Source organism: Actinomadura miaoliensis, assembly GCF_039536785.1.
Taxonomy (GTDB): Bacteria; Actinomycetota; Actinomycetes; order Streptosporangiales; family Streptosporangiaceae; genus Spirillospora; species Spirillospora miaoliensis.
Genome location: NZ_BAAAZG010000043.1, coordinates 1 through 18,932, shown reverse-complemented (window position 1 = coordinate 18,932; position 18,932 = coordinate 1). Strand labels below are relative to the sequence as shown.

General features: G+C 74.2%; 15 protein-coding genes. 8 read left to right on the top strand and 7 right to left on the bottom strand.

The genetic code is table 11. The annotated features are described in order from the left end of the window. Positions 1-18 precede the first annotated feature (18 nt). The 5 genes from ABD811_RS27925 (at position 19) to ABD811_RS27905 (ending at position 5,733) form a co-directional block, all read left to right on the top strand. Complete coding sequence (locus ABD811_RS27925; RefSeq protein ID WP_344953572.1) at positions 19-1,623, top strand: peptide ABC transporter substrate-binding protein; 1,605 nt, start codon at positions 19-21, stop codon at positions 1,621-1,623. 6 nt (positions 1,624-1,629) lie between these two features. Continuing rightward, the gene (locus ABD811_RS27920) at positions 1,630-2,556 is read left to right on the top strand and encodes an ABC transporter permease (protein ID WP_344953569.1); all 927 of its coding nucleotides are present in this window, start codon (positions 1,630-1,632) and stop codon (positions 2,554-2,556) included. Beyond that, the gene (locus ABD811_RS27915) at positions 2,549-3,523 is read left to right on the top strand and encodes an ABC transporter permease (RefSeq protein ID WP_344953566.1); all 975 of its coding nucleotides are present in this window, start codon (positions 2,549-2,551) and stop codon (positions 3,521-3,523) included. Before ABD811_RS27920 ends, ABD811_RS27915 begins: the two co-directional genes overlap by 8 nt. 4 nt (positions 3,524-3,527) lie before the next feature. Beyond that, complete coding sequence (locus ABD811_RS27910) at positions 3,528-4,589, top strand: ABC transporter ATP-binding protein (protein WP_344953563.1); 1,062 nt, start codon at positions 3,528-3,530, stop codon at positions 4,587-4,589. Positions 4,590-4,662: 73 nt separating this feature from the next. After that, a complete protein-coding gene (locus ABD811_RS27905) occupies positions 4,663-5,733 on the top strand; it encodes an ABC transporter ATP-binding protein (protein ID WP_344953710.1) in 1,071 nt (356 codons plus the stop codon). Here ABD811_RS27905 and ABD811_RS27900 read toward each other — a convergent pair. Continuing rightward, entirely contained in the window at positions 5,722-7,329 is a 1,608-nt protein-coding gene (locus tag ABD811_RS27900) for a phosphodiester glycosidase family protein (protein WP_344953560.1), read from the bottom strand. The genes ABD811_RS27905 and ABD811_RS27900 overlap by 12 nt on opposite strands. A gap of 64 nt (positions 7,330-7,393) precedes the next feature. Here ABD811_RS27900 and ABD811_RS27895 point away from each other — a divergent pair, with 64 nt between their 5' ends. Continuing rightward, positions 7,394-8,260: a spermidine synthase gene (locus ABD811_RS27895; RefSeq protein ID WP_344953557.1), complete on the top strand. Its 867-nt coding sequence runs from the start codon at positions 7,394-7,396 to the stop codon at positions 8,258-8,260. A gap of 3 nt (positions 8,261-8,263) precedes the next feature. Here ABD811_RS27895 and ABD811_RS27890 read toward each other — a convergent pair whose 3' ends face one another. Beyond that, positions 8,264-9,739 carry an FAD-dependent monooxygenase gene (locus ABD811_RS27890; RefSeq protein ID WP_344953554.1) on the bottom strand — a complete coding sequence of 492 codons (1,476 nt, stop codon included), beginning with the start codon at positions 9,737-9,739 and terminating at the stop codon, positions 8,264-8,266. 101 nt (positions 9,740-9,840) lie between these two features. On the opposite strand from ABD811_RS27890, the gene ABD811_RS27885 reads away from it, so the two are divergent. Further along, positions 9,841-11,850, top strand: a complete 2,010-nt coding sequence (locus ABD811_RS27885; protein WP_344953551.1) for an ATP-binding SpoIIE family protein phosphatase — start codon at positions 9,841-9,843, stop codon at positions 11,848-11,850. Between the two features lie 11 nt (positions 11,851-11,861). Here the strand turns inward: ABD811_RS27885 and ABD811_RS27880 are convergent, their stop codons facing one another. From ABD811_RS27880 to ABD811_RS27870, 3 genes are all read right to left on the bottom strand, one after another. Next, a complete protein-coding gene (locus tag ABD811_RS27880; protein WP_344953548.1) occupies positions 11,862-12,959 on the bottom strand; it encodes a VldE C-terminal domain-containing protein in 1,098 nt (365 codons plus the stop codon). Positions 12,960-13,248: 289 nt separating this feature from the next. After that, positions 13,249-14,082, bottom strand: a complete 834-nt coding sequence (locus ABD811_RS27875; protein ID WP_344953545.1) for a DUF4253 domain-containing protein — start codon at positions 14,080-14,082, stop codon at positions 13,249-13,251. A 191-nt stretch (positions 14,083-14,273) separates the two neighbouring features. Beyond that, positions 14,274-15,749, bottom strand: a complete 1,476-nt coding sequence (locus ABD811_RS27870) for an MFS transporter (protein WP_344953542.1) — start codon at positions 15,747-15,749, stop codon at positions 14,274-14,276. A gap of 70 nt (positions 15,750-15,819) precedes the next feature. Here ABD811_RS27870 and ABD811_RS27865 point away from each other — a divergent pair, with 70 nt between their 5' ends. Then, positions 15,820-16,392, top strand: a complete 573-nt coding sequence (locus ABD811_RS27865; RefSeq protein WP_344953539.1) for a TetR/AcrR family transcriptional regulator — start codon at positions 15,820-15,822, stop codon at positions 16,390-16,392. Between the two features lie 34 nt (positions 16,393-16,426). Here the strand turns inward: ABD811_RS27865 and ABD811_RS27860 are convergent, their stop codons facing one another. Further along, positions 16,427-17,938 carry an RtcB family protein gene (locus ABD811_RS27860; protein WP_344953536.1) on the bottom strand — a complete coding sequence of 504 codons (1,512 nt, stop codon included), beginning with the start codon at positions 17,936-17,938 and terminating at the stop codon, positions 16,427-16,429. 195 nt (positions 17,939-18,133) lie between these two features. Next, the coding region (locus ABD811_RS27855) for a hypothetical protein (RefSeq protein WP_344953533.1) at positions 18,134-18,932 on the bottom strand (799 nt) is incomplete at its 5' end.

Below are 18,932 nucleotides of genomic sequence, written 5' to 3'. Positions count from 1 at the left end.
GGTGCCAGAGGGAGGACCATGACCAGTCGCAAGGGGGTGACCCGGCGGGCGGCCGGGCTCACCGCGGTGCTGATGACGCTCGCCATCGGGACCGCGGCCTGCGGAGGCGACGGCGGATCGAGCGACGGAACGTTCGTCGCCGGTCACCCCGAACCCGACCACCTCATCCCGGGCAACACCACCAGCGCCTACTCCTGGGACGTGACGGACGAGCTGTTCGAGAACCTGGTCGGCCTCGACAAGAACGGCAACGTCGTCGAGCAGGCCGCCCAGTCGGTCGAGAGCAAGGACCAGAAGGTCTGGACGATCAAGCTGCGTCCGGGGCAGAAGTTCCACAACGACGAGCCCGTCACCGCCCAGAGCTTCGCCGACGCCTGGAACCACGCCGCCTACGGCCCCAACGGCTTCCAGGGCAACGACTACTTCTCCCAGATCCAGGGGTACGCCGACCTCAACCCCGAGGACGAGAACGCCAAGCCCAAGGCCGACAAGCTGTCGGGCGTCAAGGTCGTCGACGACCTGACCCTGCAGGTCACCCTGGACGCCCCGTTCAGCCAGTTCAAGCTGCTGCTGACCCACCCCGCGTACGCGCCGCTGCCCAAGGCCGCGTTCGCCGACATCAAGGCGTTCGACAACAAGCCGATCGGCAACGGCCCGTACATGATGGACGGCTCCTGGGAGCGCAACCGGCAGGTCAAGCTCAAGGTGTTCCCCGGGTACACCGGCCCGCGCAAGCCCCGCAACAAGGGCGTCACCTGGAAGAGCTACGCCAGCGCCGACACCGCCTACACCGACCTGCGCGCGGGCCGCATCGACGTGATGCAGTCGATCCCCGCGGCCAAGGTGCCCGAGGCGCAGCGGATCCTGGGCGAGCGGGTGCTGCCCCGCCAGACCGGCACGTTCGACTACCTGGGCTTCCCGGTGTTCGACAAGCGGTTCGCCAACCCCGACCTGCGCCGCGCGATCTCCATGGCGATCGACCGCAACGGCATCAACAAGGCCGTCTACAACGGCACCTACACCGTCGCCGACTCGATGCTGCCGCCGCTGATCAAGGGCCACCGCAAGGGCGCCTGCGGCGAGCTGTGCACCTACGACCCGGCCAAGGCCAAGCAGCTGTTCGACAAGGCGGGCGGCTTCTCCGGGACGCTGGAGCTGTACTTCTCCAACGCCCAGCCCAGCTACGAGCAGTGGATGCAGATCGTCGCCAACCAGCTCAAGCAGAACCTCGGCATCCAGGACATCCAGTTCCGCAAGATCCCGGTGTCGGACTACCTGTCGATGCTGCGCGCCCGTGAGGAGAAGGGCCCGTACCGGCAGAACTGGGAGGCCGACTACCCCAGCGCCCAGAACTACCTGGAGCCGCAGTTCCACTCCACCAAGAACCGCATGGGCTGGACCAGCAAGGAGTTCGACGACCTGATCGCCAAGGGCAACGCCGCCCCGAGCGAGCAGGAGGCGATCGCCCTCTACAACCAGGCCGAGGACGTGGCGCTGCGCGAGGCCCCGATGGTTCCGCTGTGGATCTGGCAGGGCTTCGGCGGCAAGTCCGACAAGGTGGACAACGTCATCATCACCCCCTTCGCCACGGGCCTGGTCACCCACGAAGTGACGGTGAAGTAGCCGGGCATGTGGCGCTATGTCGCGCGGCGGGTGCTGCAGGCGATCCCGGTCTTCCTGGGCACCACGTTCCTGATCTACGCCATGGTGTTCGCCCTGCCCGGCGACCCGATCCAGGCGCTGGCCGGGGAGAAGCCCCTGGCCCCGTCGGTGGTGCACGCGCTGCGGGAGCGCTACAACCTCAACGACCCGCTGCTGGTGCAGTACGTCAAGTACCTGGGCGGGCTGTTCCGGGGCGACCTCGGCGAGACCTTCGACGGGCAGAACGTCGCGGACGTGCTGTCGGGCCGCTGGACGGTCACCGCGCAGCTCGCCCTCACCGCGTGGCTGTTCGAGCTGGTCATCGGGATCGCGCTCGGGGTGTGGGCCGGGCTGCGGCGCGGGCGGCTGGCCGACACGCTCGTGCTGGGCGGCACCACCCTCGTCATCGCGGTGCCGGTGTTCGTCCTCGGCTACACCGCGCAGATCGTCCTCGGCCTGAACCTGGGGCTGTTCCCCACGGCCGGGGCGGACGACGGGTGGCCGATGAGCTACCTGCTGCCGGGGCTGGTGCTCGGGTCGCTGGGCCTGTCGTACGTGGCGCGGCTGACCCGCACCAGCCTGGCCGAGAACCTGCGCGCCGACTACGTGCGCACCGCCCACGCCAAGGGGCTGACCAAGGCGCGCGTCGTCGGCCGGCACACGCTGCGCAACTCGCTGATCCCCGTGGTGACCTATCTCGGCGTCGACTTCGGCTCGCTGATGGGCGGCGCCATCGTCACCGAGGGCATCTTCAACCTGCCCGGCATCGGGCAGCAGGTCTTCGAGTCGATCCAGCTCAAGGAGGGGCCGGTCGTCGTCGGCGCGGTCACCCTGCTGGTGCTGATCTTCCTGGCCGTCAACCTGCTGGTGGACCTGCTGTACGGGCTGCTCGACCCGAGGATCCGCTATGACTGACAAGATCGCAGACGCGGACGACGTGCTGCCGGAGCCGGATGCGCTCGACGCGCCGGACGTGGGCGCGGTCGTCCCCGGCACCACGGCGGCCGTCGCCGCGCAGGCCGGCGGCCTGGTCTCGGGGGCGTCGCTGTGGCAGGACGCCTGGCACGACCTGCGGCGCCGCTGGCTGTTCTGGGCGTCGGCGGCGATCCTGCTGCTGGTGGGCGTCATGGCGGTGGCGCCGGGGCTGTTCACCGACCGCGGCAAGAACGAGAACTGCGACCCCAACGCCTCCAAGCTGCCGCCGGGCGACGGGCACCTGTTCGGCACCGACGTGTCGGGCTGCGACTACTACGCCCACGTCGTCCACGGCGCCCGCCCCACCCTGCTGATCGGCGTGGCGGTGACGTTGTTCGCGCTGGTCATCGCCGTGGTGTTCGGGATGCTGGCGGGCTACTACGGCGGCGCGCTGGACGCCCTCATCGCCCGGATCACCGACGTGTTCTTCGGGCTGCCGTTCGTGCTGGGCGCCACGGTGATCCTGGTGGCCTTCCCCGGGCACGGCATCGGCGCGATGACGCTGGTGCTGGTGCTGCTCGGCTGGACCACCATGATCCGCATCATGCGGGCGCAGGTGATCGCGGTGCGGGACGCCGACTACGTGCAGGCGGCGCGGCTGCTCGGTGCGTCCGACCTGCGCGTCATGCGCCGCCACATCCTGCCCAACGCGATCGCCCCGGTGATCGTGGTGGCCACGCTCAACGTCGGCAACGTGATCGCGGGGGAGGCGACGCTGGACTTCCTCGGCGTGGGCCTGCAGTATCCGCAGGTGTCGTGGGGCCTGCAGCTCAACCAGGCGCAGTCCTACTTCGTCGACCACCCGCATCTGCTGATCTTCCCCGCGGTGTTCCTGTCGGCGACCGTGCTGAGCTTCCTGATGCTCGGCGACGCCGTCCGCGACGCCCTCGACCCCAGGCTGCGGTGACAAGGTGACCGACGTACCGAAGACGACCGGACCGGCGAAGGCCGCCGGACCGGCGGAGCCGACCGGGCCGGCGGAGGCGGCCGGGCTGCTCGAGGTGACGGACCTGAGCGTGGAGTTCGCCGTCCGCGGGCAGACCGTGCGGGCCGTCAACGGCCTGTCGTACACCCTCGGCGAGAGCGAGACCGTCGCGATCCTCGGCGAGTCCGGCTCGGGCAAAAGCGTGGCCGCGCAGGCCGTCATGGGCATCCTGGACACCCCGCCCGCCCGGATCACCGGCGGGTCGGTGCGGCTGCGCGGCGAGGAGCTGCTCGGCATGCCCGAGCGGCGCCGCCGCGCCTACCGCGGCGCCCGCATCTCGATGATCTTCCAGGACGCGCTGACCGCGCTGAACCCGGTGTTCACCGTCGGCGACCAGCTGTCGGAGATGTTCCAGGTGCACCGGGGGATGAAGCGCCGCGAGGCCAGTGCGCGGGCGGTGGAGCTGATGGAGCGGGTGCGCATCCCGGCCGCCCGCACCCGGCTGGGCGACTACCCGCACCAGTTCTCCGGCGGCATGCGCCAGCGCATCATGATCGCCATGGCGCTGGCGCTGGAGCCGGACGTGCTGATCGCCGACGAGCCCACCACGGCGCTGGACGTGACGGTCCAGGCGCAGATCATGCGGCTGCTGGCCGAACTGCGGGACGAGCTGCGCATGGGCATGGTGCTCATCACCCACGACCTGGGGGTGGTGGCGGGCGTCGCCGACCGGATCGTGGTGATGTACGCGGGGTCAGTGGTCGAGCAGGCCACGGCCAAAGAGCTGTACGCGCGGCCCGCCCACCCGTACACGGCGGGGCTGCTGGCGTCGGTGCCGCGGCTGGACCGCAAGGGCGCGCCGCTCGTCCCCATCAAGGGGGCGCCGCCGAACCCGGCCGCGCTGCCGCCCGGCTGCCCGTTCCACCCGCGCTGCCCGCGCGCCGAGGCGGTGTGCGCGGCGGAGCGTCCGCCCGTGGTGGAGGTCGGCGCGCCCGGGCACACCGCCGCCTGCCACTTCGCCGAGGAGGTGCACGGTGCCCGGCAGTGACAACGACGTGTCGGGGGGTCGCGGGGGGTCGTCCCCCCGCCGGGACACGGCTCCGATCCTTCAGGTGGAGGGGCTGGTCAAGCACTACCCCGTCACGCAGGGCGTGGTCTTCAAGCGCACCGTGGGGCGGGTGAAGGCGGTCGACGGCGTCGACCTCGAACTGCGGCGCGGCGAGACGCTCGGCGTCGTCGGGGAGTCGGGGTGCGGCAAGTCGACGCTGGCCAAGCTGCTGCTGGCGGCCGAGCGTCCCACGGCCGGGACGGTGCGGTTCGACGGACGCGACGTGTTCGCGCTGCCACGCCGCGAGCTGCGGGCGCTGCGCCGCCGCGTCCAGATGGTGCTGCAGGACCCGTACTCGTCCCTCAACCCCCGCATGACCGTCGGCGACATCGTGGGGGAGCCGTTCGAGATCCATCCGGAGGCGGCGCCCAAGGGGGAGCGGCGGGCGCGGGTCCAGGAGCTGCTGGAACTCGTCGGCCTCGATCCCGGGCACGTCAACCGCTACCCGCACCAGTTCTCCGGCGGGCAGCGCCAGCGCATCGGCATCGCCCGCGCGCTGGCGCTGCGGCCGGACGTGATCGTGTGCGACGAGCCGGTGTCGGCGCTGGACGTGTCGGTGCAGGCGCAGGTGATGAACCTGCTCGCCGAGCTGCAGCGCGAGCTGGGCCTGGCGTACGTGTTCATCGCGCACGACCTGGCCGCCGTCCGGCACATCTCCGACCGGATCGCGGTCATGTACCTCGGCAAGATCGTCGAGACGGGCGACGAGGCGCGGATCTACGAGCATCCCACGCACCCCTACACGCAGGCGCTGCTGTCGGCCGTGCCCGTCCCGGACCCCGAGGCGCCCGGCGGCTGGGCCGGGGGCGTCGCGCTGGAGGGCGAGCCGCCGTCGCCGATCGACCCGCCGTCGGGCTGCCGGTTCCGCACCCGCTGCTGGAAGGCCGCCGAGGTGTGCGCCGAGCGCGAGCCCGCACTGGAGGTGCGGGACGGCTCGGCGCACCCCAGCGCCTGTCACTTCGCCGCGGAGGCGGCCAAAGACAGGGCGGCCGAGGCCGCCAAAGAGGGGGCGGCGGAGGCGGCCGAAGGCGGGGCGGCCGAGTCGGCCGCCTCCGCCGGGCCGGTCGACGGATCAGCGGGGTAGCAGCAGGATGCCGTCGCCGACGCTGCGTTCGCCCGCGGCGTCGGACGGCCGGTTGACGAGCGCGCCGCCCGCCCGGGCCATCGTCGTGGAGCCGCCGCCGTCCAGGTTCATCGCCTGGACGGCGCCGAGCGCCTTCATCACCCTGGCGGCCTCGTCGACCGACAGGCCCTCGCTGTGGCCCGCGGCGCGGCCGTCCGCCGCCACCAGCAGCAGGCGTCCCTGCGCGTCCACCCCGGCCATCGTGCGCGGGTTACGGCGCAGCACCCAGTTGTAGTAGAACGACTCGTCGTCGCCGGTGTGCACGAGGCCGTCGCCGTAGGCGTTCACCCAGACCCTGCCGTCGCGCACCAGACGCGGACCCGCGCCCAGGATCGAGGTGCGCGGGTTCAGGGCCACCGGGCGGCCGTCGGCCAGGATCCGCTCGGTGAACGACAGGCGCGTGCCGGGGCGGGCGTGTGCGCGCAGCCAGTCGGCGGCCGTGCCGACGGCCTGGACGGTGCGGCCGTCCGCCGGGATGGCGGCGCCGCGCGTCTCACGCAGCTCGGTGACCCGCCCGTGGCGGTCGAGCACGGCCTCGGCGCCCGCGCCGGACGGGCCGGTCGCGCCGTACCGCGCCGTGAACGCCACCAGCTCGTCGGGGTCGGTGCAGGTGACGTCGTGCTGCGGCCGTTCGGTGGGCTGGTCGCCGCCCACGCCGCCGCAGTTGTTCACCTCGCCGGGGACGCGGTTGAGGCCGTCCAGCTCGCGGCGCGCCCCGTCCTCGGCCCGGACGGTGAACTGCGACGACATGCCGGCGAACCGTACGTTCCGGCCGTCCTCCGGCAGGATCATGGCGGTGCGGCCGTTGTTGGCCTCGCTGAGCAGCTGCCCGTTCAGCGCGTACAGCCCCGCCGGGCCGCCCTTGCCCTGCGGCGTGAAGTAGGTGCCGTTGACGCCCGCGATCGCGCCGCCGGCGCGCACCAGCTCGGACACCTTGTTCAGCGAGGTGAGCGGCGCGCTGAGCGACGCCGCCACGCGGCCGCGGAACCGGCGCGGGTCGATCGTCAGGACGTGCACCCGCCACGGCCCGGTGGTGGCGCCGCCGTCCTGCGCGGTGTACGACGTCCCGGCGCGGAAGCCGGCGGCGGTCAGCGCGGGCAGGGCCTTCTGCGCCTCGGCCTCGGTGGCGTACCGGCCGACGCGCACGGTGTAGCCGACCAGGCCCGCCCGCACGTCGGCGAACGCCGGTCCGTGCACGGCCTCCACGCGCGGCTGGAATCCGGCCTCGGTGAGCTGGCGGGCCACGCCCTCGGCGGTCTGCTTCGGCGCGATGACGGCGGTGGCCTTGGCGGGGTCGGGGCGCGGCCCCGGGTCGCCCGACACCGGCAGCCGCACGTGCAGCGTCCAGGCGTCGGCGTCGGACTTGTGGCCGCGCACGATGGAGGTGAGGACGACGCCCGGCGCCAGCCGCTCGGTGGAACGTTCCTCATGCAGCCCGGCCGGGCCGAGCGGCAGCGCGGCGGCCGGCGGGCCGGGCGGGGCGGCGGCGGCCGCCGGGGGGACGAGCGCGACGACGGAGCCCACCGACACCGCCGCCGCGACGATCATGCGTTTCATGGGCGTCATGGTGCCGTTCGCCGGTGACGTCCAGGTGACCGGCGGCGGTCCGTAGAGTGGGCCCATGGGGCGCAGACCAAGGGGCGGGGCGGGGCCGAAGTCCGGCGTGTTCAAGGTGGCCGGGGGCGAGGCGGAACTGCTGCGCGACGCCGACCGCGACGGCGGCTGGATGCTGCTGATCGGCGGCGTGCCCCAGTCGTACGTCGACCTGACCGACCCCACCTACCTGGACTTCGAGTACATGCGGCTGATGGGCGACGTGGTCGACCTGATGGCCATGGAGGGGCAGGCCCTGGACGCGGTGCACATCGGCGGTGCCGCGTGCACGCTGCCCCGGTACCTGGCGGCCACCCGTCCCGGGTCGCGCCAGGTGGTGTTCGAGCCGGACGGGCCGCTGGTGCGGCTGGTGCGCGAACGGCTGCCGGTCAAGAACGTCCCCGGGCTGAAGATCCGGGTGGTGGACGGCCGCGCGGGGACGGCGGCGCTGGCCGACGACGCCGACGACCTGCTGGTGGTGGACGCGTTCGCCGAGGCGTCCATGCCGGTCGAGCTGGCGACCCGCGAGTTCACCCGGGACGCGGCGCGGGTGCTGCGGCCCGGCGGCGTGCTGCTGATGAACGTGGCCGACGGGTTCCGCCTGGCCTACGCCCGGCGGGTGGTGGCCACGGTGCGGTCGGTGTTCCGGCACGTGCTGCTGCTGGGCGAACCGGGGGTGCTGCGCGGACGCCGGTTCGGCAACCTGGTCGTCGCGGCGTCCCAGCGGCCGCTGCCGGTCGACGGCCTGACCCGGCGCGCCGCGGGCGGCGCCGTCCGGGCGCGGCTGATGGCCGGCGACGACCTGACCGGTTTCGCCGCCGGGGCCCGTCCCATCGAGGACGGGGAGCACGTCACCGCGCCCGTCCCGCCCGACCAGGTGTTCGGCCGCCCCTAGCCGTCACCGGCTCGGGCACCACTCGCGGACCGCGGCGGCGGCAGCGGTGACGCGGGCCGCCTCGTCGCGTTCGTCGGACGCCCAGGCGATGTAGCCGTCCGGACGCACCAGCGTCGCGGCGGGCAGCCGTGCCCCGTGCACGCCGCTGTGCCGCACGGCCGTCACGTGCCCGGGCAGGGCGGGATGCCCGGCCGTGTCGAACAGCACGAAGCGCCCCCGGTGGAAGTGCTCGTACAGGCGGGTGGCGGACCCGTCGGCGTGCGCGAGCGTGCCGGGCGGCAGCCGCGTTCCGGCCAGGCGGTGCGCGCCGTCGCCGCGCGGCGGGTAGGCGACCGACACGCCCGAGTACGCGCGGGCGAGGCGGCCGGCCACGGGCGGCAGCGGCGCGACCAGGCGTTCGGCGGTCCAGCGCAGCGCCTTGCGCAGCGGCGTGCGGGCGGTGTTGAGGCGGAACTGGCGTCCGGTCAGCGCCAGCACCGCCGCGCCCACCGGGTGGCGTTCGTCGTGGTAGGAGTCCAGCAGCCAGCCGGGCGCGCGTCCGGCGACGGCGGCGGCCAGCTTCCAGCCGAGGTTGAACGCGTCCTGCAGCCCCGCGTTCAGGCCCTGCGCCCCGGCGGGGGAGTGGGTGTGCGCGGCGTCCCCGGCCAGCAGCACGCGGCCGTGCCGGTAGGCGGTGACCTGGCGGCTCTCGCTGCGGTACCGCCCCGACCAGGTCATGTCGCGCGGCCCGAGGTCGCGGCCGGTGATCCGGACGATGCCGGCGTGCACCTCCGGCAGTGTCACCGGCTCGTCCACGGGCGCGTCCGCCCGCGCGTAGTCGTACAGCACCAGACGGCACGACCCGTCGCGGAACGGGAACGCCAGCAGCATTCCCCGGTCGGACAGCTCGCCGTACGCCGTGTCCATGGACAGGCCGTCGAGATACAGGTCGGCCAGTGCCACCGAGCCGGGATTGGGGTGGCCGGGGAACGGTAAGCCCAGCGATTCCCGCGTGAAACTGCGGATGCCGTCGCAGCCGACGACATACGCGAACGACTCGCGTTCTCCCGAATCGAGTTCGACGCGCACTTCGTCACCGTTCTGCTCGAGTCCGGCGACTTTGCTCGACCAGGCGAACTCGGCGCCGAGTTCGCGGACCCGATCAACGAGAAGCGCCTCGACACGGCTCTGCGGGATGCTCAGCATGTAGGGGAAATCGGAGGGCAGGCGGCCGAAGTCGACGGCCGCGCCGCGCACGCCCAGGGGGAAGGTCCGCAGCGGTCTGCCCTGGTCGGTGAACCGTCCGGCCAGGCCGCGCAGGTCGAGCATCTCCAGGCTGCGGGCGTGCAGGACGATGGCCCGCGAGTCGGTGCGCGGCGCGGGCCTGCGCTCGTACAGGCGCACGGGCACCCCGGCCAGGGCGAGTTCGGCGGCCAGCGCGAGCCCGGTGGGGCCGGCTCCGACGACGGCGATCCGATGCGGCGGTTCGGCGGGCGTCACGCGGCCTCCTCGCGCTCTTCGGCTGTGCGCACATTGACGCGTGCGGTGCCTGTTGCCAGTTATCTACCTCATCCCGTCGGAAAATGTCCCATAATCGAGCGATGCAGTCCTCCACCCGAATTCTGCTGGTCGGCCTGGATTCTTCGGGGAAAATGGTGCAGTTCGATCGCAACGCAGCGGCGGTTCTGGGCGGGGGCCCGGATGGCATGCCGGTGACCGGCCTCGGCGACGTGATCGTCGGCGCGGAGGGGGACGCGCCGGACCGCCTGCTGGACGCGGTCCGCGAGGGCCGCGAGCGCACCGCCATGGTCGTGCTCGGCACCGCCGGCGGCGACCGGCACGACGCCGTCGTCACCGTCCATCCGATGTCCGGGGACCTGCCCGGCCTGGCGGCGCTGGCCGTCATCCGCGTGCCCGTCCCCGGCGCCGACCGCTTCCTGGACCCGGCGGTCGTCCGCCGCGCCCTGCTGGAGGACGCCCTCCCGCGCATCGGCGCCACCCTCGACCTCGACCAGCTCGCCCGCGGCCTGATGGACGTGGTGGTGCCGCACTTCTGCACCTCCGGCGCCCTGCTGCTGCGCGAGAGCGTCGCCGACCCCGACGAACCCGGCGGCGCCGACGACCCGCCGCTGATGCGCCGCATGGCGGTCGGCTTCGACGACGGCGACCCGGTGTGGGACGCCACGTTCCCCACCGGCGAGACCATCGTCTACCCGGCCGGCACCCCGTACACGCGGTGCCTGGACACCGCCGCGCCCGTCCTGGCCGAACTGGACGCCGACGGCGCCTCGCACATCGCCGAGGCCTGGCACCGGGCGCCCGTGGCGGCACTGCTCGACGGGGCGTCCATGCTGCTGCTGCCGATCGTGTCGGACGGGTCGGCGCTCGGCTTCTTCGTGTGCGTGCGCGGCGCGGCGCACCGCCCGTTCGACGCCTACGACGTCGAGATCGGCATGGAGTTCGCCGCCCGCGCCGCCATCCTCATCGAGAGCGCCCGCCGCTACTCGCGCGAGCGCGCCACCGCCCTCACCCTGCAGCGCAGCCTGCTGCCCACCGGCCTGTCGGCGCCGTCCACGGTGGAGGTGCACCACCGCTACCTGCCGGGCAGCCGCCTCATCGAGGTCGGCGGCGACTGGTACGAGTCGATCGCGCTGCCCGGCGCCCGCGTCGCCCTGGTCGTCGGCGACGTCGCCGGGCACGGCGTGCGCGCGGCCGTGACGATGGGACGGCTGCGCACCGCCCTGCACACCCTGGCCGGGCTGGACCTGCCCCCGGCCGAGGCCCTGGAACGCCTCGACTCGCTCATGGGCTCGCTCGGCGAACGCGAACCGCACTTCGCCACCTGCGTGTACGCCGTCTACGACGCCGTCACCGGGCAGTGCGAGGCCGCCAGCGCCGGGCACCTGCCGCCGCTGCTCGTCCCGCCCGGCGGACCCGCCTCCTACCTGGACGTGCGGCCCGCCCCGCCGCTCGGCGTCGGCGCCGGCCCCATCGTCAGCCGCGAGTTCACCGTCGAGGACGGCACCCTGCTCGTCCTGTACACCGACGGGCTGGTGGAGAACCGCACCCGCGACATCGACGACGGGCTGGCGCGGCTGCGCGCGGTGTTCGGCCCCGGCTCGCGCGGACGGTCGCTGGAGGCCCTGTGCCAGGCCAGCCTGGACGGCGTGTACGACGACCGGCACCGCGACGACATCGCCATGCTCGTCGCGCGGCTGCGGCGCATCCCCGCCGACGACCACGTCTCCTGGGAGCTGCCCGGCGACCCGGCCGCGATCCGCCGCGCCCGCGGCCTGGTCCGCGACCGCCTGCACCGCTGGGACCTGGCCGAGCTGGCCGACTCGACCGTGCTGCTGGCCTCCGAGCTGGTCACCAACGCGGTCCGGCACGCGGGCGGCCGGATCACGCTGCGCCTGGTCCGCGAGGGCGGGCTGGTGTGCGAGGTGTTCGACTCCTCCGACGCACGGCCCCGCGTCAGCCGCCACGCCGGGGACGCGCTGCGCGACGCCGAGTCCGGCCGCGGCCTGCACGTCGTCGGCCGCATCGCCCGCCGCTGGGGCGTCCGCCGCACCCCCACCGGCAAGGCCGTCTGGGCCGAACAGGAACTATGAACCCGCCCACTTCACCTCAGCACGGAAATGTGCACGTGGTCGTAGTGGTTCTGGGTGATGCTGCCGCGGTCCTCCATGCGGCGCCAGCCGGGGAAGCGCACGTTCCAGATGTGCTGTTTCCAGATGACGTAGGAGACGCCGAGACGGCGGGCGTTGGCGACGGCGTACGCGGCGACCTGGTCGCCGTGGCGCTGCGCCGACGCGCTCGGCATGCGGCCGATCGGGCCCTCCATGAAGTCGCAGGCGCGTCCGGCGGCGTGGTCCTGCGCGTCGGCGCCGCCGCGGTAGCAGCCGATGGTGGGGAACGGGCCGAAGATCTGGTCGAGCTCCATCACCAGGTCGCGCATGGTCGCGGTCATCAGGTTGCCGGTGACGGTGGTGCGGGCGCCGGTCGCCCCGTCCGGCCGTCCCGTGACGCGCGGGCCCGACTGCTTGGGCGCCTTGGGCGCCTTGGCGGCCGACGCGCGGCGCGGCGGATCGTCCTGCAGCACCGCGACGCGGGTGCCGGGCGGCAGCACCTTCCTGAGCCGCTTGGACAGCGTCCCGGCGGCGGTCTTGGACGCGCTGACCACCAGGCCGTTGCCCTGCGGCATGCCCAGGGTGCGGGCCTGCGCGCGCGACACCACCGCGTCCACGTCCTCGATGCCCATCGACGCGTACGCGGCGACCCGCAGGTTGCCGGGGGCGCCCGCGCCGCCCGCCTGCACGACGCCGCCGAGCGGCACCGACCCGTCCCGGCTCAGCTCGAACGACACCGCCAGGCCGCCGGTCGCCACGCTCTGCCACAGCGCGTCCGACTCGGCCGACTGCCGCGGGGTGAACGCGCGGAAGCTCGACGGGTCGACGCCGAGCAGCCCCACGCGGCGTCCCGCCACCTGCGCCTGGGCGGCGTCCACGACCGTCAGCCCCGCGACGCCCTTGACCCGGCGTGCGCGTTCGACCGCGTCGGGCGGCAGCGGGGCGTCGCCCGCGACCAGCAGGCTGGGGGTGAGGAGCCCGGTGAGCGGCGCGACGGTCGGGGTCGCCGTGTCGGTGTTGATGGAGACCAGATGACCGGTTCCGCCTGCGCCGCCGGAGTCGTCCAGCACGCCGGACGCGACGACGGCCACGTCCGCGACCAGGGTGGCCGCGACCGCGGCGGCGATGACCGCGGGGAGCGCCCGGCTCCGTCCGCCCGCGCGTCGCTGACTGCCGGACCTGACTGACCCCCGTGTCCGCACCTGGGTTCCCTTCCGAGCGTGCTCCGACGAGCGTGCGTGGCGGCGGAGCGAGGGGCGGGCTCGGCTCCGGTGGGCATGTGTCTGCGGGTCGCATAGTAGACAGACGCGGCCGCGCCGGACCAGTGCCCGGCACCGCCGTGGGACCGGTCCAGGGTCGCTGACCTGCGTCAACCCCGGATCAGTCCCACCAGAACGACCACCAGGTCTTGCCGCGGATCTCCTCGGCGTACCCGGCCAGCGTGCCCGGGCCCTGGAACAGGATGTCGGGACAGAACGCCCAGTGCTCGGCGGCCACGTGCAGCGCGTGGCGTGCCGTGACGGGCGGCGCGGCCACGCTCAGCTCCAGGGTGTTGAAGCCGAGGCCGACGACGCGGGCGCCGAAACGGTCCTCCCACCCGCGCACCACGGCGGCCAGCGGCGCGGTCCACTCGTTGTGGTTCAGCGCGCCCTGCCAGCCGACCGCGGCCAGCGCGTCGGCGCCGCGGTCCACCGCGACCAGGCCGAGCGACAGGCCGCGCGAGGCCAGCGAGCGGGCGTTGCGGTCGGCGACGGCGCCGGGGTCGTCCAGCAGGGACGCGGGCGGCGCCGTGCCGGGGCAGTGCGCGCCGAACGGGGCCAGGTCCTCCAGGTCTTCCTCGGTGGCCTGCTCCACCCAGTCGGACCACACCTCGTACATGAAGGCGTCGGGGGCGTAGTTGGCGATCTCCTCGACGGGCTCGGGGGCGACCTGCCCCGCCGCCCACGGCTGGGCGGACTCGTCCATCAGCAGCGGCCACAGGCCCGAGACGGGATGCTCGGCGCGCAGCCGCGCCCACAGCTCGCCGGACACCGGGTCGTCGCTCACCCAGAACGCGGGACGCCGGACGAACTGGCGCTGCGGGTAGCCGGGGTCCGGCCACACCACGTCGCCGTCGGGCAGCGGCGTGGACAGCGACCGCTCGACGCTCGGGTCGGCGAACAGCTGCGCCAGGCCGCCCGGCAGCTGGTGCCGGAGCTCGTCGAGGTCATCCATTTCACGCCGTTCCAGTACAGGTCATGCCAACGGGGGATCTTGGCACTCCGTGGAATGTTAACGGCGTCCGCGGCGGTCGGGGGACGAGCCGGCCGGATCGATGCGGCACCGGTGTTCACCGGTCACCGGGCGGCCGCCGCGGAAGTGGCCGGCCACCAGTGCGATCGTGCCGGCGGCGGTCGGCGCGCCGCTCAGCGGGTGCCGCGCAGCGCGACGGCCGTCGCGGCCGCCACCAGCAGGAGCAGCGCGGCGCTGACCGCGGCGGCCGTGGTGACCCCGTCGGTGTAGGCGGACGCGGCCGCGTCGAGGAGCGCCGTCCCGGCCTGCCCGCCGATCCGTTCGGCGGCGGCGACGGCGCCCGCGACGGTCTGCGTGGCGGCCTCGCCGGTCCCCGGGGGCGCGTCCGCCTCCATGGCGGTGCGGTAGACCGTGCCGGCGGTCGTGCCGAGCACCGCGATGCCCAGCGCCGCGCCCAGCTCGGCGCTGGTCTCGGAGATGCCCGCCGCCGCACCAGCGCGCTCGGGGGGTGCCGTGGCGAGGATCAGCGCGTTGGCGAGCGTCCCGGTGATGCCGGCCCCGAACGTCAGCACGGTGTAGCCGCCGACGAAGCCCCACGGCGACGTGTGCGGGCCCACCGAGGCGACGACGGCGAAACCGGCGGCCGCGGCCGTCAGCCCCGCGGCCATCAGCGGCGCCGTGCGCAGCCGGTCGGCCAGAGCCCCGGCGGCCGCCGCGCCCGCGAAGGTCCCCGCGACGGTCGGCAGGGCGGCCAGCGCCGCGCGCAGCGGGCTGAGCCCGTGCACGGTCTGCAGGAACGTGAACGCCAGCACGCCCAGCCCCGACGCCGCCAGCGCCACGGCCGCGTTCGCGCCGACCGCGGCGGCGAAGGCGCGGACCCGGAACAGGCCGACGTCGACCAGCGGGTGGGCCGCGCGGCGCTGCCGCACCACGAACGCGGCGGCGAACACCGCGCCCCCGCCCGCCGCCGCGATGCCCGGCAGGTCGGCGCCGTGTTCGGCGATCCGCTTCATGGCCAGCACCGGCCCCAGGATCGCCGGGAACGACAGGGCGGCGCCGAGGACGTCGAACCGCACCGGGTGCGGGCTCCTGGACTCGGCCACCAGCAGCGGCGCGGTCGCCAGCAGGAGCAGCATGACGGGCACGTTGACGAGGAAGAGCGCCCCCCACCAGAACCGTTCGAGCATCAGCCCGCCGACGACGGGGCCGGCGACGGAGCCGCCGGTGAACGCGACCGTCCAGGCGCCCACGGCCGCGCGCCGCCGCCGCTCGTCGGGGTACATGCCGCGGATCAGCGACAGGGTGGACGGGGCGAGCGTCGCGCCGCCGACGCCCAGCAGCGCCCGGGCGAGGATGAACGCCACGGGGTCGCCGGCCAGGCACAGGACGGCCGACGCGGCGCCGAACGACGCCGCGCCCATCATCAGCAGCCGGCGGCGGCCGATGCGGTCGCCCAGGCCGCCCATGGTGATCAGCAGCCCGGCCATCACGAAGCCATAGACGTCCATCATCCACAGCCACTGCGTGGCCGTGGGCGCCAGCTCCGCGGAGATCGCGGGAGCGGCCACGAACAGGATCGACAGGTCCATCGACACCAGCAGTGCGGGCAGCAGCAGGACGACCAGGCCCCAGGGGCGGAGAGAGCGCATGCGCCGATCGTACGTACGTACAAACGGGCCGTCAAAACGTACGTCCGTACAAATGCTAGGCTCCGGGGCCATGGGACAGCGCGAGGATCTGCTGGCGGGAGCCCGGGCCTGCCTTGCCGAGAAGGGCTACAGCCGCACCACGGCCCGCGACATCGCCGCCGCCTCGGGCGCGCACCTGGCGTCCATCGGCTACCACTTCGGCTCCAAGGACGGCCTCATGGCCGCGGCGGTGCTGCAGGCGTCCGACGAGTGGGGCGACACGATCGAGGCGGCGGTCCGGGCGGCGGGCGGGGCGAGCCCCGCCGAACGCCTGCGCGTGTTCCTGGCCGAGCTGTTCGCCGCGATCCCCCGCAGCCGGCCGCTGCTGGTCGCCAGCGTGCAGGCCTACAGCGAGGCGCAGTTCAGCGAGGAGGTCCGCGGCCCCCTGCTGGAGGCCGTCGGCCGCGCCCGCGCCGAGCTCGCCGCCATGGTCCTGGGCGTGGACGCCGCCGACGTCGACGAGGACACCGCGCGGGGCCTGGGCTCGCTGGTGCACGGCCTCGTCGTCGGCTACGTCCTGCAGGCCCTTCTGTCGCCCGGCACGATGCCGACCGCCGACCAGGTCGTCGCCGCGCTCGGCGCCCTGACCCGCGCCCCCGCCTGAGAGACCGGTCGGCGGGCCGGTCGGCGGGCCGCGCTCAGCCCTTGACGGTGAGGAGCGGGCGCAGTTCGGCCACCGGGGCGGCCACGCCGCCCGCGTGCAGGCTCGACACCACGGGGCCGATGTCCTTGTAGGCCCATGGCGCCTCCTGCTTGAGGTCGCGGCGCCAGGCCGCCATCACGTCCGCGCGGCGCGCCACCGCCGGGTCGCGGTGGTTCAGCGGCGTGACCACGCGGAACTCCCGGAGGAAGGCGTCGAGGTCGCGGTCGCTCGCCCGCGCGGTGGCGCCGCGCGGCACGCGCCGTCCGGCGCCGTGGCAGGCGCTGGCCAGCGTGCGGGGGTCGCCGTGGCCGCGCAGTACGTAGCTGGCCGCGCCCATCGACCCGGGCACGATCACCGGCTCGCCCCACATCGCGTACGGGCCGCCCGTCATCTGCTCGTGCCCGCCCGCGGGGGTCGCGCCCTTGCGGTGGACGATGCGGTCCCCGTCCTGCCAGAACAGGTTGTGCGGCGCGTCGTAGACCAGCCGTGCCGTCATCCGCCCGCATTCGGCGGCGAGCCCGGCCCGCATGGTGAGCGCGAGGAAGAAGCGGTTGCCGGCGGCGAAGTTGGCGGCGTTGCCGAACGCGTCGAGGTAGCGGCGGCGGGCGGCGGCGGAACGCTCGTCCAGCGGGAACGGCAGGATCCCGTTGAGGGGCCGGGGCAGCCCCGCCGGCCACGTCTCGCGCAGCCCGTCCAGCGCCGTGGCGTTCGCCTGGTGTCCCAGGGATAGCGAGCCGCTGTGCACCATCAGCACGACCATGCCCGGGGTGAGGCCCCACGCGTACGCGGCGGAGGCGTCGTGGACCCGCGCCACGTACTGCAGCTCGGCGAAGTGGTTGCCGCCGCCGATGCCGCCGATGATGCTGTCGTGGCTGGCGCCTCCGCCGCTACCCGCGCTGGTGATCCAGTCGGCGAACGCGCCGGCGGTTCCGGCCGGGTGCGCCGGCGCGTGCATGCGGTCCAGGCAGTCGCCGGGGTCGGTGGGCTGGTAGCCCTGCCACGGGGCGTCGCCCGTGAGAAGAAGACCCGGGAGCCCCTCGCGCAGGAGCGCCTCCCGCTGGACGGGGGTGAGGGCGATGCGGCGGCCGCCCTCGAAGAACAGGTGCCGCAGCCGCCGCTCCAGGGCGTCCAGGCGCGGCCGCACCTCCTCCACGGTGAGCGAGGTGACCTCCAGCCGCATGCCGCAGTTGACGTCGTTGCCGACCGCCTGCGGGAGCAGCGCGCCCTCGGTCTCGACGACCGTGCCGATCGGTATGCCCGCGCCCTTGTGGAAGTCGGGCGTGAGGACCAGGCGGGTGAGACGGGGCGTGCCGTGGCCGGGTGCCGTCCCGGCGAGACGGGCGAGGGTGCCGGCGGTCTCCAGGACGGACAGCACCTCGTCGACGGCGGCCGGTTCGAGCGGCACGCGCTCGCCGGCGCAGATGTCGACGGGGATGTCCCAGGGGTTCGGCAGGGTGAGCCAGTGCTCGTCACGCCGCACGAGACGGCGGTCCTGACGGATGCGCATGATGGTGAAGTCCTCGGGCTGCTGGAAGAACGAACGCGGAAACGGGCGCGCTGGAGGGCGCGCCGGAGAAGGTGGCGGAAGCGAGCCGCCGCCGTGGTCCTCGTGGTTCAGCAGCCGCGAGGTGAAGGCGTCCCCGAAGGTAGCGCGGCACGCACCGCTCGCGCCACGTGATTTACGCCCCGCAGGACCGTTCGGTCAGCCGAGGTCGGCCATGGTGAAGTCGTCGAAGTCGGCTCCGGCGGAGCCCGCCCCCCTCGGGTCGACGTACAGGCCCGTAGAGGTCCGGTCGTCCTGCGACTTGAGGGGGGAGGCGGCGTCCACCGCCGTCGCCGCCCGCTTGCCGTTCACCCACAGCGCCAGCTCGACCTTGGTGCCCGCGTCCACGCAGGTGGCCTGGATGCGGTTGGACTTGCCGGGAGCGCCGACGGGGCCTTCGGAGCGCGCCAGCTGCCGTGAACGCCCTCCCAGCTCGGATTTGCGGATGCGGGCCACGCCGTCGGGCCGCAGCCCCAGGGTGTACTTGGCGCCGCCGTAGCCGTTGCGGCAGAACACGCCCGCCTCCGCGTCCCCGCCGCCCTCGGTGATGCGGGTCTTCACGTCCAGGAGCATCCGCGCGGGGATCCCCTTCCCCTGCGGCAGCGGCATGAACTTGGCGTCCTCGCCCATGTTCGCGCGCATCCGGTACACGCCGCCGACGTACGTGGGGGAGCCGGGCATGCCCTCGAACCAGCCGGACCCGGCGTCCTCGAAGTTGTCGGTCACGAGCGTTTCGCGTGGTTCGAAGTCGGCGGCCCCGGAGGAGGCGCCGCCGTTCCTGGTGAGCGCCACGGCCACGACGACGAGGACCACGGCGACCGCGAGCGCCGCGCCGCCGACGGCGAGGAGACGGCCCCGGCGGCCGCTCGGGGAATCCGCGACGGTGGGCGCGGCGGGCAGGTCCGCCGGTGCCGTGAGGTGCGCGGTCGGCGCGGGGTGGGGCGACGGCGGCGGGGCG